Origin of the sequence: Winogradskyella sp., assembly GCF_013213835.1 — a bacterium.
In the GTDB taxonomy this organism is placed as follows: domain Bacteria; phylum Bacteroidota; class Bacteroidia; order Flavobacteriales; family Flavobacteriaceae; genus Winogradskyella.
In genome coordinates, this window is record NZ_JABSSU010000008.1 from 1 (window position 1) to 15602 (window position 15602).

Annotated in this window: 15 protein-coding genes; 5 read left to right on the plus strand and 10 right to left on the minus strand. The window is 32.7% G+C overall.

What is annotated here, in order from left to right:
• Positions 1-225: T9SS type B sorting domain-containing protein (locus HRU50_RS12540; RefSeq protein WP_296351440.1), on the plus strand; the 225-nt coding region annotated here is incomplete at its 5' end.
• A gap of 8 nt (positions 226-233) precedes the next feature.
• Positions 234-1247: a type IX secretion system membrane protein PorP/SprF gene (locus tag HRU50_RS12545; RefSeq protein WP_296351441.1), complete on the plus strand. Its 1014-nt coding sequence runs from the start codon at positions 234-236 to the stop codon at positions 1245-1247.
• A 39-nt stretch (positions 1248-1286) separates the two neighbouring features.
• Here the strand turns inward: HRU50_RS12545 and HRU50_RS12550 are convergent, their stop codons facing one another.
• Entirely contained in the window at positions 1287-2456 is a 1170-nt protein-coding gene (locus HRU50_RS12550) for a VWA domain-containing protein (protein ID WP_296351442.1), read from the minus strand.
• A 4-nt stretch (positions 2457-2460) separates the two neighbouring features.
• The gene (locus HRU50_RS12555; protein ID WP_296351443.1) at positions 2461-3489 is read right to left on the minus strand and encodes an SIMPL domain-containing protein; all 1029 of its coding nucleotides are present in this window, start codon (positions 3487-3489) and stop codon (positions 2461-2463) included.
• 216 nt (positions 3490-3705) lie between these two features.
• Between HRU50_RS12555 and HRU50_RS12560 the strand changes: the two genes are divergently transcribed.
• The 3 genes from HRU50_RS12560 to HRU50_RS12570 all read left to right on the plus strand — a co-directional run bounded on the left by HRU50_RS12560 (position 3706) and on the right by HRU50_RS12570 (position 7245).
• Positions 3706-5877 (plus strand): histidine kinase, encoded by a 2172-nt coding sequence (locus tag HRU50_RS12560; protein ID WP_296351444.1) that lies wholly within the window; start codon positions 3706-3708, stop codon positions 5875-5877.
• A gap of 82 nt (positions 5878-5959) precedes the next feature.
• Positions 5960-6694: a LytTR family DNA-binding domain-containing protein gene (locus HRU50_RS12565; protein WP_296351445.1), complete on the plus strand. Its 735-nt coding sequence runs from the start codon at positions 5960-5962 to the stop codon at positions 6692-6694.
• 35 nt (positions 6695-6729) lie between these two features.
• Entirely contained in the window at positions 6730-7245 is a 516-nt protein-coding gene (locus HRU50_RS12570; RefSeq protein WP_296351446.1) for a gamma carbonic anhydrase family protein, read from the plus strand.
• Between the two features lies 1 nt (position 7246).
• Here the strand turns inward: HRU50_RS12570 and murI are convergent, their stop codons facing one another.
• The 8 genes from murI to HRU50_RS12610 all read right to left on the minus strand — a co-directional run bounded on the left by murI (position 7247) and on the right by HRU50_RS12610 (position 15520).
• Positions 7247-8026: a glutamate racemase gene (gene murI / locus HRU50_RS12575; RefSeq protein ID WP_296351447.1), complete on the minus strand. Its 780-nt coding sequence runs from the start codon at positions 8024-8026 to the stop codon at positions 7247-7249.
• Positions 8027-8091: 65 nt separating this feature from the next.
• Positions 8092-8592, minus strand: coding sequence for an OmpH family outer membrane protein (locus HRU50_RS12580; protein WP_296351448.1), 501 nt, complete (start codon positions 8590-8592; stop codon positions 8092-8094).
• A 32-nt stretch (positions 8593-8624) separates the two neighbouring features.
• Positions 8625-9746 carry an OmpH family outer membrane protein gene (locus tag HRU50_RS12585; protein WP_296351449.1) on the minus strand — a complete coding sequence of 374 codons (1122 nt, stop codon included), beginning with the start codon at positions 9744-9746 and terminating at the stop codon, positions 8625-8627.
• 147 nt (positions 9747-9893) lie between these two features.
• Entirely contained in the window at positions 9894-12410 is a 2517-nt protein-coding gene (bamA, locus tag HRU50_RS12590; RefSeq protein WP_296351597.1) for an outer membrane protein assembly factor BamA, read from the minus strand.
• A 28-nt stretch (positions 12411-12438) separates the two neighbouring features.
• Entirely contained in the window at positions 12439-13182 is a 744-nt protein-coding gene (locus tag HRU50_RS12595) for an isoprenyl transferase (RefSeq protein WP_296351450.1), read from the minus strand.
• Between the two features lies 1 nt (position 13183).
• The gene (locus HRU50_RS12600) at positions 13184-13873 is read right to left on the minus strand and encodes a DUF6089 family protein (protein ID WP_296351451.1); all 690 of its coding nucleotides are present in this window, start codon (positions 13871-13873) and stop codon (positions 13184-13186) included.
• Positions 13874-13983: 110 nt separating this feature from the next.
• A complete protein-coding gene (locus HRU50_RS12605) occupies positions 13984-14862 on the minus strand; it encodes an NAD kinase (RefSeq protein ID WP_296351452.1) in 879 nt (292 codons plus the stop codon).
• 1 nt (position 14863) lies between these two features.
• Positions 14864-15520, minus strand: coding sequence for a CBS domain-containing protein (locus HRU50_RS12610; protein WP_296351453.1), 657 nt, complete (start codon positions 15518-15520; stop codon positions 14864-14866).
• Between the last annotated feature and the right edge of the window lie 82 nt (positions 15521-15602).

The following is a 15602-nucleotide window of genomic DNA, read 5'->3' on the forward strand; positions in this document are numbered from 1 at the left end:
ACTTGGAATATTTATGGAGGAGGCCTTCTATCCACGGCTAAAATTTATATATTTGACAGATATGGGAAACTACTCAAACAGATTAGTCCATTAGGTGCAGGTTGGGACGGTACTTACAATGGTAATCTGATGCCAACCAGTGATTATTGGTTTACCATAGAGTATGTAGACCCAGTATCAAACCAACAGAAAGAGTTTAAAGCCCATTTTACCTTGAAACGATAAAATAAATTATGAAATTAAAAAAGTTTTGTTTTGCAGTTTTAACTGTATTAATAGCAAATATTAGTTTAGCACAAGAAGGTGTGCCAATTTATTCTGATTATTTGACAGATAATTATTATTTAATCCATCCATCTATGGCTGGTGTGGCAAATTGTGCTAAAGTGAGATTAACAGCAAGACAACAATGGTTTGGTGTTGATGATGCTCCAAGTTTACAGACTTTAAGTATTAATGGGAGAATGGGAGATTCACCTGTAGCTTTAGGTGGAATTATGTTTAATGATGCTAACGGATATCATTCTACTGTAGGTGGATATGCTTCCTTTGCTTATCATTTAATGTTTTCTAGAAATGAAATTGATTTAAATATGCTGTCGTTTGGTATAAGCGCAGGGTTTTTACAGTATAAGTTAGATGAATCGGAATTTTTAGCACCAGGTGAGTTTGATGCAATTATTGCAGGTATCGAACAAAGTGCTACAAACTTCAACGTGGATGTTGGATTGTCTTACCATTATGTAGATTTCTATGCTCATTTTACAGCAAAAAATATTTTAGAGAATGATGGGATTAACTGGAATAGAAATAATGACTTCGAATTTAGAAACCTTAGAACCTTCTTACTTTCGACTGGTTATACTATAAGTCAATATGGGAGTGATTGGAGCTATGAACCATCTTTAATGTATATGTATAGAGATGCAACTGAAGAATCTTCTATTGATGTAAATATGAAAGTTTACAGAGAAATGGACTTTGGTAAAGTTTGGGGTGGTTTATCATACAGACGAAGTTTAGATGGTGCTGAGTTTGTTGACGGTTCTGGAGTAAGCAGTCAAAAATTGCAATACATAACACCATTTATTGGAGTAGATTATAACAATTTTGTTTTCGCATATACGTATTCATATCAAGCTAATACAGTTAATTTTAACACAGGTGGTTTTCATCAATTAACCTTAGGTTATAACTTTAATTGTAGAAGAGAGAAATACGAATGTAACTGTCCGGCAGTTAATTAATAAAACAAAAAGCGGTTCTAAATTATGAACCGCTTTTTTTTATTCCCAGGTATAGTTTTTCTTTTTGGCTTGCGTTTTTAGAGCTGTTATCATGGCGTTTTCTAATCCATTTAGATTATACTTCGTTTTTTCTGAAATGAAGGCTTTCCGTTTAGTGTTTAATTTTTTGATTTCGGTTTGAATCTTTTCTCGCTCTTTTCTCTTTTTATCAACATAAGCTTTAATTTCTTCTTTAGATTTTCCTTTTAATTCTTTGGGAAGTTGACTTTGTTTTAAATCATCATAAGAGAAATCATCAGTGCTTTCGGCATCAACTAAATCCCAAGAGCTATTTGTATAAAGTCTAGAGCTCTTGCTAACAGTTCTACTTACAGCATTAGCCTTATTGTAACTAATTGCATTAGAATCTTGTTCGGCCTGCATAGTCATTTTACTGTGTCCGTATTGACCATAAGCTACATAAGTCTTATTTAGTTTTTCATTAAGTTCAAGAATTTTATCATCATAAGGTGAGGCAATATGAACAGTTGCTTTATTGTGATTTATAGCCATATAATCGCCATGTGTTAAGTCTGCACCATCTTTCCAATAGCTTGAAATTCCTTGATTGTATTCACCACAAAATATCGTATTAACTGTAATATCATGATTATGAGCTAATTTAGAGGCGTCTTTATAACTTACTTTACCTTGAGTATATGGTTCATTACCAGCTATGAATATCATTTTTAGATCTTTCTTGTTTTCGCCCCAATCTAATTGATTAATTGCTGTTTGTACGACTTTGCCACAGTATTCATTTCCTCCATTAGTAGTTAATGAAAACAATGATTTTGAAATTTCATCCAAGTCATCACTAAATTCTATAACCTGTCTTAAATAACCTTCATCCGCATTTAGGTTATCATTACCATATTCATAAAGGGCAATTTTCAGACTCGGATTTTCATCATCGCATTTGGCGTAAGATAATTCATTAACTATTTCCCAGAGTTGCGCTTTTGCTTGATCAATAAGTCCATCCATACTATTACTTGTGTCTAAAAGCAGCGCTACCTTAATCTCTGCTTGGCTATTCTCCGTTTGGGTAGTCTGTAAAACCTGAGATGAAGCTGCAATGTCCTGATGTGTTGTTTTTGAGTTTGCATTACATGCTGTAAAGAGCATTATACTTAATAATGATACTAAACCTTTTATTTTCGTTTTCATATGCTTATTGTTTTGTGTTTAATTCTTTAACGTCAATTGTTCCGTTAGGTGAGATGACATAATACTTATGGTCTATCTCAGTTTTAATAATCGGATCTTGTTTTCTTTCTATTGGCTTCGGTGTAAGCAATAATTTTATATTCATACCAATTTGTACTACAGGTTCTAAAATTGAAGGATTTACAACTATATCATAGTTTTCGTAAGTCAAAGGTTGATAGTAATAAGAAGTTTGCTTTTTGGCAGTGGTTACACCTTTGTCCTTTTTCATAGCTTCAAAAGAAATGCTGTTATATGCCTGATAGCTTTGATAAAAGTCTTTTGGGAAGTAACAATACTTGTCATCGGCAATTTGGACATCATATGTTGTAAGATCAAAACCTAAGTTAGAGTAATAGGATTTTTTGTCATCTATTAATTGAAGCAGTTTTTCCTGAAGATTCTTATAAACCTCTTGAATATTATCTATAAAATAATCCACCTTAACAAGATTGTAAACTTCACTCTTAGCACAAGATTCTAGGATATATTCAAACTGGTGTGTTTGTGTAAATTGAATGTGAAGATTTTGTTGTAATTCAAATCCTTTAGGCACTTCGGTGTACGTTTTACTGAATAGTTTTTTGGTAACTTCTACTTCATAAACAGGAACAAAAGAAATTACATCAATGGCAATATGTTTATCAGTAATTCCTATAGATTGTAGACGATGTTTTATACTGTCTATGCGGTTTTTCATGAGTCTGTTAGCTTCCTTAGCCGTAGGCCCGATTTGAGATAAATTAAAGATTGCAGTGTATGTTGAAGCATTCACATTTTGAAGTGCCTTAACGTCAATAGTAAGAATGTTACTTGGGTGTAATACTTTATGAATTTGTTGTTGAACTGTGGGGTTATAAACCTGTGCATTTCCAGCGGATAGAATATTCTGCCTTGAAATATCGGTTGTGATTTGATTGTAGTTTCCTTTGTGTTGAGAAAACACACTTAAGCATACCAATAGAAATATGCCTAAAATTGATTTGTTCTTCATTTTGGCTTGTTTTTTAATTAATGAAGTCGTAAAGCTCAAGTGAAAAAAGAGCAATTAAAAATCGTAATGAGTAAGAGCGCCTTATAAATGGGTAAAACAAGTCTTGTTTTTAGTAAAACCTATTATTTTACCTTTCTTTTGGTCTTAGATAGACTTTTTCGATTTTTTGAATCCAAATAAAGTCATTATGTTTAATCCAATAATTATATTTAATGGGTGAAAGCACATAGATTACATATCCTTTTTTCATTTTTTTTCTTATTTGTTATCAGTGCGTTTGGGCAAAGTAACAAGAGTCAAACTTCGGATGATGTAGGAATCTTTACTGTAAGAGGTTCTATTTATGAGAAAGACACGCGAAAGCCAATTGCTCGGGCGGATGTTCAAATAAATGGTGGAAATTATACACGAACTGATTTTGATGGGAAATTTACCATTAAAGCCAAAGTTGGTGATGAACTTGTGGTATCGCATGGCTCATTTGAAACCGTGAGATATACCATAGTCAATAATGAACGGATTTACATTGAAGTACTTCCGGAAAATGAAACACAAAGCAGAAGTAAAAAGTTTAAGTCAGAAAGAGAAGCTTTTAATAAATTAATTGATTCTGCAGATTCCTATATCAAATCAGATGCAGCTAAAAGTATTCAGTTTATCGGTGATGCTTTAGATGAAGACATATCATCAAAACAGAGTGCCGAAGCCTATGAGTTATTAGGTGATGTACATATGTTTTGGAAACAGTATGATTTAGCCATTTCGGCATATAAAATTAGTATTCAAAATATAGAAACAAATTCAGCAAAACTAAAACTTGCTAGAGCCTATTTAAAAAATGATAATAACGAGAAGAGTATTGAAGCATATAACGATATAAGAGAAAGAAAACTCACCAACTATCAAAAGGTTGAATTGCATGAAGGTATAGGAGACGCTAACTTGGCAGTTAGAAATTTTACGGGTTCTATTAAGGCCTATGAAGAAGGTTTGAAGGTTGCGAAAAAACACTTAATAACTCCCAAGGTTACAGACCTAAATTCTAAAATTGCTCAAGCTTATAATTTACAAGGTGATATTACTAATGCTCGTGGATATTTTAGTAATTCATTAAACCTTGCTGCACAAGAAAACAAGCAACGAGCTGTCGAAGAACAAATAAAAGTCGCAGAGTTTAATAGTGAGATTGAAGATTACCAGAATGAAATACAGTTACGTAAGCAAGCAATAACTAGTATAAATGATATTGAAAGAGATTCATTTATACCTAACGAGAGCTCCTTAACTGTTCAAAAGCAAAATTATAAAATAGGTAATGCTTATATATTGAGTAATGAACTAGAAAATGCAATTCCTTATTTAGAAAAAAGTGTTGAAGAAGCTGATAAAAGAGGCGATTTAGAAGTGAAAAAAGATGCGACTAGAAAACTATCAGAAGCCTTATTGGGTGTTGGTCAAAAAGAACAGAGCTATGCCGTTTTAGCTGAACATATAAGTGTTGTAGATAAACTTTACACTCAAAAGATACAAGAAATATCGCAAGCTGCGCGCTTTAGTCGTATTATAGCAGAGCAACAAAATAGAATTACATCAATTGAAAGTGATAGAGCTTTATCACGCAGTAAATATGAGTTAACACAAGAGCGAAATAAACGTCAACAACTCATTATATATTCATTGTTAGGTGGATTAGTCCTGTTTCTAATTACTGGCTATTTTATGTTTAAGTATATAAGACAACAACGATTAGCAAATAATCTTTTAGCTTTAAAATCGTTGCGTAGTCAAATGAATCCACATTTTATTTTTAACGCCTTAAACTCTGTCAATAGTTTTATTGCCACAAATGATGAACGTACTGCAAATAAATATTTATCTGATTTTTCATATTTAATGAGAGCAGTATTAGAAAATAGTGAAGAGGATTTTATTCCATTAAATAAGGAAATTGAATTATTACAATTGTATACCAAACTCGAACATTTTAGGTTTCAAGATAAGTTTGACTATGATATTGAAGTAGATGATAATATAGATGTTGAAAGTTTTAAAATTCCTCCAATGTTGTTACAACCATACATTGAAAATGCTGTTTGGCATGGACTACGATATAAAACTGAAAAAGGAAAGTTAAGTGTTTCAATTAGGCCGAAAGGTAAAGACGAAATTGAAATAATTATATCAGATGATGGTATAGGACGAGAAAGATCTAAGGATTTAAAAACCTCAAATCAGAAAAAACAGAAATCTAAAGGCATGGGTAATATCAAAAAGCGTGTGACTATTTTAAACGAAATGTATAGAGATAAAGTTGATGTTACTGTTGAGGATTTAGAAAATACTGGTGATGTTGGAACAAAAGTTATTGTAACACTTAGAAAAGATTAATAAAATGTCATGCAGAGCGAGGTCTCTGAGGATATTCGAAGTGTAGTCGAGTTATCTGTTCATTAAATAAAGCATAAAAAACATGAAGTTAAATGCAATCTTAGTCGAGGATGAGGAAACAAGTAGAAAAATATTACGGAATTACTTGTCAAAATATTGTCCTAATATTAATGTTTTAGGTGAAGCTGCAAATATAGAGGAAGGACTTGTTTTAATTCGAAATAACGATTTAGATGTCGTATTTCTTGATGTTGAAATGCCCTACGGGAATGCCTTTGATTTATTAGAAAAAGTAGGTGATATTAATTTTGAGACAATATTTGTTACAGCTTATAATCACTATGCTATTGAGGCATTAAATGCACATGCCTCTTACTATTTAATGAAACCAATTTCTATAGATGAGCTTATTAAAGCCGTTGATTATGTTACTGAGATTAGAACAAAAGAAGAAGCTTTACAAGATCAGGTTTTAGTTCCAAAAACAAATAAAGTGGACGGTAAAATTACAATACCTCAGCAAGACGGTTTCGAAGTTATTGATACGTCGGATATTTTATTTTGTAAAGCAGACGATAACTATACTGAAATTTACCTAAATACTAATAGAAAGAAGTTAGTCAGTAAGACATTGAAGTATATTGAAGAAAGCTTAAAAGACGCCAACTTTGCGAGAGTACATAAAAGCTATCTTGTTAATGTTGATGAAGTGGTAAAATATGTAAAAGGAAAAGGTGGAAGTGTTGTTCTTAGCAATGGAAAAGAAATAATGGTGTCAGCCTCAAAGAAATCTGAACTTTTATCGTATTTTAAATAATAAATTACTTTTTAATAATAACTAATTTCTTATTTATGCCAATAATAAAACCAGTAAGAGGAATTCATCCTCAAGTTCCCGAAGATTGTTTTGTTGCTGAAAATGCTACTATAGTAGGCGAAGTTACTATGGGAAGCAATTGTAGTGTTTGGTTTAACGCTGTGGTAAGAGGAGATGTGCATTTTATTAAATTGGGTGACAAAGTCAATGTACAAGATGGTGCAGTGATACATGCCACTTATCAGAAATCCCCAACAACTATTGGTAATAATGTGTCTATTGGTCACAATGCTATTGTTCACGGTTGTACAATTCATGATAATGTGCTTATTGGAATGGGAAGTATCGTAATGGATGACTGCATTATAGAGAGTAATAGTATAATCGCAGCTGGAGCAGTTGTTACAAAAAATACTGTTGTAGAATCTGGAAGTATCTATGCAGGCGTACCAGCAAAAAAGGTAAAGGACATTAGTAAAGCATTAATTTCTGGTGAAATAGACCGCATAGCAAACAACTATGTTAAATATTCAGGTTGGTTCAAGAAATAGACTAAAAATCTAAATATTCAGTAGAAAACTTTCCTTCTAAAATGGAATTCAAAACGTCTACTTTACCATTCGAATGCAGGCTGATTTTAGGTTCGTCCTTAGATGTGTTTAATAAGTTATTTTTTGCTAAAATATATTGAGTTTGTTTGGCTACAGCTAGTCCAGAATCTATTATACTAATGTGTTCTGGTAGCATCTTTTTAAGGATTGGTATAAGGTAAGGATAATGTGTACAGCCTAACACTAAATAATCAATATTTTCTTCTAACATAGGATTGATATAACTCTCTAGTAGGTGGTACATTTCTTTTGTTTCTAGTTGTCCATTTTCAATTAGTGGAACAATACCTTCACCAACCTGTTCAATAACTTTTATTCCATTAGCAAAGAGGTCTGTAGTTTTATGGAACAATTGACTACTTAAAGTGCCTTTAGTGGCTAATATACCAACCGCTTTAGTTTTAGTTTTTAATGCTGCAGGTTTAATGGCTGGTTCAATACCTATAAATGGTAAATGAAAGTGTTGTCTGAGATAGGTAATCGAGTTTGTAGTCGCAGTATTACATGCTACTACAATAAGTTTACACTCTTTTTTAAGTAAAAACTCTGTGTTCTTGATGCTAAGCTTAATGATGTGTTCTTTAGATTTATTTCCATAAGGAGCATTTTTGCTATCTGCGAGATAAATGCAATTTTCGTTTGGTAATAAAGCATGAATTTCTTTAAAAATAGAAGTGCCTCCTATACCAGAATCAAATATGCCGATGGGTTTTGTACTCATTCTTACAAAAATAAAAAGTCGCTTTTAAGAAAGCGACTTTTTTATATAGTATTTGAAATTGTAGTTTAAATACCTAATTCAGCCTTTACATCTGACATAAGATCCTTTCCTTGAGCGACAATTAACCCACCTTTCTCAAGAACATAATCGAAACCTTGTGCAGCTGCTACTTTTTCAATTGCAGCTTTTGCTTTTTCAGTTATTGGTTTTAATTTTTCAATTTCTTTTTTCTGAAGATCCATTTGAGCGTTTTGTTGGAATTGAGCTAAACTCTGTTCCATACCTTGAACCTCTTTCATACGCTCAATATTAGTCTCTTCAGTTTGAGTAGCCGCTTCAGCCCCATATTGTTTCTTTTTAGCTTCAATCTCTTTATAAGAATCTTCCATTTGTGCTTGGTAAGTTTTACCAAGTTTTTCAATCTCAGCCTCAGCAGCTTTATATTCTGGCATCGCTTTGATTAATTCTTGCGTATCAATATGTGCAATCTTACTTTGTGCAGTCATAAAACTTGTTGCCCCAATAAAAAGTGCTGTTGCAAATAATAATGATTTTAAATGTTTCATTTTCTCTAAATTGTATTTGTGTGTTATAATTATTAATCGTTTTGTTGTTCTTTTCGTTTGGCCTTGGCGATAGAATCTCTCTTTTTTAATTGTTTTTCTCTTTCTTCTCTTGCTTTTTTACGTTGCTCCATTATCTTTTTCTTTTTCTCTTCAAGAGCTTTTCGTCTTTTTTCTCTGTCATTAGCTTTAATCTCAGCCGCAGTTAGAGCTTTCTTTGTTGTCGTTGAGTCTTTTGCAACTGGTTTTACTGTTTGTTCAGTTTTACTCAACGTATTATCTGAAGTATTTTTTCCTCCAACTTCAACCTCTTTCTTAGTTTCATCAGCCTTAGCTGAAGCTTCCTCTTTCTTAGTACTTTCTTCTACTTTCTGATCTCGCTCTGCTTTGGTTTTATTCCTTTTTGCGTCTGCTTCTCTTTTTCTAGCCGCTCTTAACGAGTCTTGTTTTGCTCTTCTAGCTTCGAGAATTTTTTCCCTTTCTGCACGTTTTGCGGCTAATTCAGCTTCTCTCTTAGCTTTTCGCTCATCTAAAGCCCTTTGTCTCTCATCCTTTTCATCACTTACTACCGGAACAACTTCTTCATTTTCTAGAGCTTTACGTTCTTTCTTATTCTTGGCTTGGTTACGTTTAGAGCTTCTGGTTATAGTTCTTAAAACCTGATCACTAATGTCATACCGTTCCGCAGAATACAGCATAACAACATCTGCAGACTTATCAAAAACAAAATCAAACTTTTTAGTTTCAGCGATTTGTTGAACAGCAGCAAAAATTTGATCTTGCACAGGTTCAATTAATTGACGTTTTTGAATAATCATATCACCTTGAGGACCAAATCTTTTTTGTTGATAATCTAAAATTTCAGCTTCCTCAAATGAGATGTCTTCCATGCGCTCTTCATACAGTTCTTTGGTGAGTAAGACACTTTCATTTTCTAACTCTTTCTTTTTTTGCTCAATAACACTTAGCTTTTGTTCAATTTCAGACTTCCACTGTAGTACTTTTTTATCGAGTTGATTCGAAGCCTCAGCATATTCAGGTACATTTTGTAAGATGTATTCTGTATCTATATACCCTATACGCACTCCACGTTGTGCATTTGCAGAAAAGCTCGTGAGTCCAATAATAGATAATAAAAAAAGAACTTTAATTTTCATCGATTTGTATTTGTTTTGAGACATCTTTAATTGATTTAATTTGTGCCCTTTAGTACACATAGGCTTCAAATTTAACGAAATATATTCTTAAAAATTTTAACCATGATGAAAATACTCATTTAGCAATTAGAAAATATCGTGCCAAACTTAAAACTGTTGTCCAATAATGAAGTGCGTTTGCCATCCACTTTTTTGATTAGTACCAGAATTTGGAATAGGATCAAATCCATGGCCAAAGTCAATTCCTAATAAGCCAAATGCCGGCATAAATATCCTAAGACCTAAACCAGCAGACCTTTGAACGTTAAATGGGTCAAATTCTTTAAAGCTATTTACAGAAGAGCCAGCCTCTAAGAAAGATAGTGCATAAATTTTAGCTTGAGCACCTAAAGTAATTGGATAACGTAACTCTAAGGAAAACTTATTATAGATAGAACCACCATCTTGAGATGACAGTGATTGATTTGGATAACCACGTAATTGTACAATCTCTCTCCCATCTAAAGCAAAGTTTCCGAGGCCATCACCTCCTAAGAAGAATCTTTCGAAAGGAATAACACCTCTTGCGTTATCGTATGCGCCTAGGAATCCAAATTCTAAACTGGGTCTAAGTACTAATTTTTTAGTTATTTCTGTAAACCAGTCTGCCTTAAATTTTATTTTATAAAACTCCAACCAATTGAACCTTTGTTGGTCAATTTCACCAATTCTAATTCTATCCTCTGGATCAGTTGGGTCAAGTGCGTCCCTCTCCTCTTTAAGCGCATCGTAATCTACACCATTAAAAAGTGAATACGGGAAGGAAAACTTTGCAGACACAGAGAAGTTTGATCCTCCAGTTGGATAAATAGGGTCAATGGTCAAACTATTTCTACTAAGTCCAATAGTATATGAGAGGTTTTTTGCAGAACCATCACCAAAAGTAAATAGCCCAGTATTATAGTTTTTTAAATCATAATTTTGGAAACTTAAAGCTTGGGATAATAAAAATAAGTCATCTGGACTAGAGAGTCTAGTTGATAAACCTAAAGTTATACCTAGAATATTAAATCTTCTGTTTTTATCTGCTCGACGTGTTTGTGGGTTAAACAAAAACTGTCTAGAATATGAAATTGAAGATGACAACTGAAATGGCTTTTTACCACCTAACCATGGTTCACTAAACGAGAAACTATATGTCTGAAAGAACTGACTCGCTTGAAGGCGCAAGGCTAGACTTTGTCCGTCACCACGAGGAACAGGTTTATATGCTTCCTTCTTAAAGATATCCTTTATAGCAAAGTTATTAAACGATAAACCTAGTGTACCGATGAATCCACCACCACCATAACCACCTTGTAGTTGTATCTGGCTAGAACCTTGTTCTACAACTTCATACTCAATATCCAAGGTACCATCAACTGGATTAGGATTTTTGATGTTAGGTGTTAATTGTTGTGCGTCGAAGAACCCTAATTGTCCAAGTTCACGAAGAGTTCTTATAATTTCGGTCTTTTTGTAAAGCTGTCCAGGACGTGTTCTGATTTCCCTGTAAATTACGTGATCGTTAGTTACATCGTTACCCTTTACAGTCACATTATTAAAATATGCTGGTTTACCTTCCGAAATACGGATTTCCATATCAATGACATTACCTTCCGTACTAACCTCTACAGGATTAATTGTAGAGAACATATATCCGGTATTTTGATAAAGATTGGTTAAATCATCAGCATCAGGGTTTTCGTCATTTGCAATACGTTTGCGTAGTTCTACACCATTATATGTGTCCCCTTCCTTTATTCTAAGTACTCGAGCTAACTGATCATCTGTATAAACTGTGTTACCAACAAAATCGATGTTTCCAAAGGTGTATTTTTCACCTTCTTCAACTTCTATGTGAAGACTAATAGTTTTGTCATTATTATAAATTATAGAATCTGAAATTATACGAGCATCTCTATATCCTTTTTCTTTGTATTTATCAACAATACTAACTAAATCTTCTTCAAAATTTTCTTCTATATACTTTGAACGTTTAAGTATACGAATGGGATTAATTCGCTTCGTGTTTTTCATTGCTTTACGAAGTTTTTTATCCTTTAGTTTTTCGTTACCACTAAAAGTGATTTTTTTAACTTTAACCTTTTCACCTTTGTCTACACGTATGAGCATATTAACACGCTCCTTCTCAACAGAATCAATAACTTCTGAAGTTACAATATTGATTTTAGTATTTAAAAAACCTTTCTTTTGATATTTGTTTTTTAAATAATTTCTTGTTGTTGCTATTAAATTCTCTGTGACTTTCTGACCAGCCTGAAGTTTATTTTCAGTTAAAATTTCTTTTTTCTTTCCTTTTCTAACACCTTCTATTGTGATTTCTTTAAGTTCAGGTAAATCCACAAGATGCATTTCTATATCGGCGGTGCGACCCTCGATATTCACTAAATAAATATCAATACTGCTGAAAAGATTAGATTTCCATAATGTCTTAACTGCATTTGCAATTTTTTCACCACCTATTTGAATCTCCTCATCTTTACGAAGTTTTGAATACGCAATAATGGTTTGCGGACTGAAATTGGTGTTACCTGTTACGGTAATATTTTTTATTAAATATCTTTTGCCTTCTACTTGGGCATTGGCTTGAGTAGATAAAACGAGTAGTAATAAGGTAAATATGAGTTTTGTAAAGAGTTTCAAACCTATGTTATTGGGTAAGTTGTTCGCTTGTTTTTCCAAATCGTCGTTCTCTGTTTTGATAATTTATGAGTGCTTCATACAGATTTTCTTTTCTAAAATCTGGCCATAAAATATCAGTGAAATATAATTCTGCATAGGCAATTTGCCATAACAAAAAATTACTGATTCGTTGTTCACCACTAGTGCGAATTAGTAGGTCAACATCTGGTAAATTTTGCGTGTAAAGATGCTTATTAATAATTGATTCGTCAATACTTTCAGGAGAAATTATATTATTTTTAACTTTAACTGATAATTCCTTAATAACATTAACAATTTCTTCACGAGAACCATAGCTTAATGCTAAAGTTAATGTCATTCTTTTATTGTTTTTTGTTTTTTTTATAACATCTTTCAATTCACCTTGCGCCTTTTTTGGTAAATCCTCTAGGCATCCGATTGCAGAAAGTTTAATGTTATTGTCCTGGAGAGTTTTTATTTCTTTCTTTAATGATTTTACGAGTAATTTCATTAAAGTTTGAACTTCTAGTTTTGGTCGGTTCCAATTTTCTGTGGAAAAAGCATATAAGGTCAAGTTTTTAATTCCTAATTCTGCACTTGCCTCTACAACTTCCCTCACAGATTTTGTTCCATTTTCATGACCAACAGCTCTAATGAATCCTTGTTGTTTCGCCCAACGACCATTGCCATCCATTATTATAGCAATATGATTTGGCAGTTTTTCTGTGTTTATATGTTCTTTTAGGCTCATATTAAAAATTACAATAGCATGGTCTTCGACCGAAGGTATAAGTTAATGTGAAACCAGAGAATACGTACCAATCATTACTATTTGTGTTTCCAAAACTAAATTGTTCTCTAAATTCACCATCTGGAACACTACCATCCAATTCGTCAGAAAACGTATATCTAGCCCCAATCTCTGCCGCTAAAACTAAATGACTTGCAATATTAGTTTTATACCCCAAAGTAATAGGAATACCATATGCCCAGCTAGAAGTATTTTCAGATAAATACTCACCAAACTGGTTAAAATAATAATTGTCGTGGTTAGCAATTGTGATACCTGTATATAAATAAGGTGTACCTTGAATGCCACTTTTATGCAAGTCGAACTCCCAAAAAGTAAACTCCATACCGGCAGATACTTCCATTACACTAGTATCAAAACTAAAGCCACGCTGTACTCTTCTCGGATCGTCAGATTTACCGTCGATACCTTCTAAATTTGAAAAAATTACGGATGCTCTATAAGAATGTCTTGGGCTTCTATTCCACTTAAAGATCGCCCCAAAAGCAGGTTGATTTGGTGAAATATAATTTGTTGCGCCAACGTCTCCAATAAAATTACTTCCGCCAGCAAATACGCCAACTTCATAAATCTGAGCATTAGTTTTTACCGCAAAGCACATACTTATTAAAACCAATAATAAATATCTCATAAAATTTTCAAAGTTTGCAAATATAATAATTATGATAAGCCAATAACAATTTGAAACAAAATGTCTTACAGATTAACAGTTTTTGAGGGCAATTATTGTGTTTTTTGTACCTAATTTCTTCGATCTTCTCCCCAAAGTAATTTTTTTCTTAGTGTATCTATAAAAGTTTCGTCTAGGCGTTCTACCATTTTAATGGTGAAATTTGCTTTCTGAACTTTAACTGTAGTTGTATTTGGTAATGTGATTATTCTAGAATCTAATGACATTAAGAATTGGTCTTCACGGCCATTAACCCTAAATCTAACTTCAGTACTATCTGGAATTACTAAAGGTCTTGCGTTTAAGTTATGAGGTGCAATTGGTGTTAGGGTGAAATTGTTTGTTTCAGGTATTATTACAGGGCCACCACAGCTTAATGAGTAACCTGTAGAACCAGTTGGTGTTGATAGGATAAGCCCATCAGCCCAATAAGATGTAAGATACTCGTCATTTAAATGGGTCTCTACAGTAATCATCGAAGTGGTGTTTTTTCGACTTATAGTAATCTCGTTTAACGCAAAATTAATGTCTGTTATTTGGTCATTTTCAGGTGAAGTACTTACACTTAATAATGAACGTTCAGAGATTTTGTAATCACCTTTAAAAATTTCACTTAGTGCAGTTTCAATCTCATCTGTTCTTATTGTTGCTAAAAATCCTAATCTACCCGTGTTTATACCAACAATTGGGATGTTTAGGTTTTTAACATAAGTAATTGCTCTTAAAATTGTACCATCACCACCAATACTTATTAGTAAATCAAAACTTTTATCAAGTTCAGAAAAAGTATTTAAACTAGGACTTTGTTGAATGTTTTCATTCTGTTGATTAAGAAAGTTTTCTTCAACAAAAACATTGGCTTGATGATTAACCAATACATTATGTAAAATTTCGAAGGCTTCTTGTGAAGATTCTTTAGAATAATTCTGACCGTATACCGCTATTTTCATCTTAAATATTTAGGTATTTGTCTAAATAATCAGAACGCTCTTTTAAGCTTTCAATATACGTATCGTCTTCACTACCAGATACTATGTTGTAGCTATAACGTCTAAATGTTTGTATAACATCATTTAGGCTTCCATTTCCTATTTTAATAGTGATGCTTGCAAGATCGTTATCCATTTTAGAAACAAATGCACCTAGTAGTTTTGCATCATTAGATTCTACAATCTGACTGATTTCACTAAACGAATAATCATGTATACCTTTCTCAACAATTAATATTCCGCCTGGTTCTGAGAAGAAAGGTGTTTCGTTAAAAAGACTCATAACATCATTAAGCTCGTAATACCCCAAATATTTATTATTTGTATCTAAAACAGGCATTATGTTAGTGTTGTTTTGGGCAAACGTTTCCAAAACATCAAGCCAATTGGTAGTAGGTCTTACAAAGAAACCTTCAATCATATACTTACAGTCACTTATTGGTTTTTCACCATCAAAACAATGTACATCAGTTTCAGAGATGCAACCAATATAAATGTCTTCATTTTTAATAGGAATATGAGAATACGTAAGTTGGTTAAATAGCAGTTGTAATTCACTGAAAACTTCAGTAATACTAACAGGTTTAATGTCGTTAATAATTAATTCTTGTAACTGCATAATTTGGGTTCTAAAAGAGATTGCAAATTAATCAAAAATAACCACAAAAAGCATGTTCTACTTCGTATTTTTGCTTTTCAAA

Coding starts and splice junctions, on each gene's coding strand:
- HRU50_RS12550 (WP_296351442.1), bottom strand. CDS start 2,456: ATGAAAACGAAAATAAAAGGTTTAGTATCATTATTAAGTATAATGCTC.
- murI (WP_296351447.1), bottom strand. CDS start 8,026: ATGAGTACAAAACCCATCGGCATATTTGATTCTGGTATAGGAGGCACT.
- HRU50_RS12570 (WP_296351446.1), top strand. CDS start 6,730: ATGCCAATAATAAAACCAGTAAGAGGAATTCATCCTCAAGTTCCCGAA.
- HRU50_RS12600 (WP_296351451.1), bottom strand. CDS start 13,873: ATGAGATATTTATTATTGGTTTTAATAAGTATGTGCTTTGCGGTAAAA.
- HRU50_RS12610 (WP_296351453.1), bottom strand. CDS start 15,520: ATGCAGTTACAAGAATTAATTATTAACGACATTAAACCTGTTAGTATT.
- HRU50_RS12605 (WP_296351452.1), bottom strand. CDS start 14,862: ATGAAAATAGCGGTATACGGTCAGAATTATTCTAAAGAATCTTCACAA.
- HRU50_RS12595 (WP_296351450.1), bottom strand. CDS start 13,182: ATGAGCCTAAAAGAACATATAAACACAGAAAAACTGCCAAATCATATT.
- HRU50_RS12565 (WP_296351445.1), top strand. CDS start 5,960: ATGAAGTTAAATGCAATCTTAGTCGAGGATGAGGAAACAAGTAGAAAA.
- HRU50_RS12555 (WP_296351443.1), bottom strand. CDS start 3,489: ATGAAGAACAAATCAATTTTAGGCATATTTCTATTGGTATGCTTAAGT.
- HRU50_RS12580 (WP_296351448.1), bottom strand. CDS start 8,592: ATGAAACATTTAAAATCATTATTATTTGCAACAGCACTTTTTATTGGG.
- HRU50_RS12585 (WP_296351449.1), bottom strand. CDS start 9,746: ATGAAAATTAAAGTTCTTTTTTTATTATCTATTATTGGACTCACGAGC.
- HRU50_RS12545 (WP_296351441.1), top strand. CDS start 234: ATGAAATTAAAAAAGTTTTGTTTTGCAGTTTTAACTGTATTAATAGCA.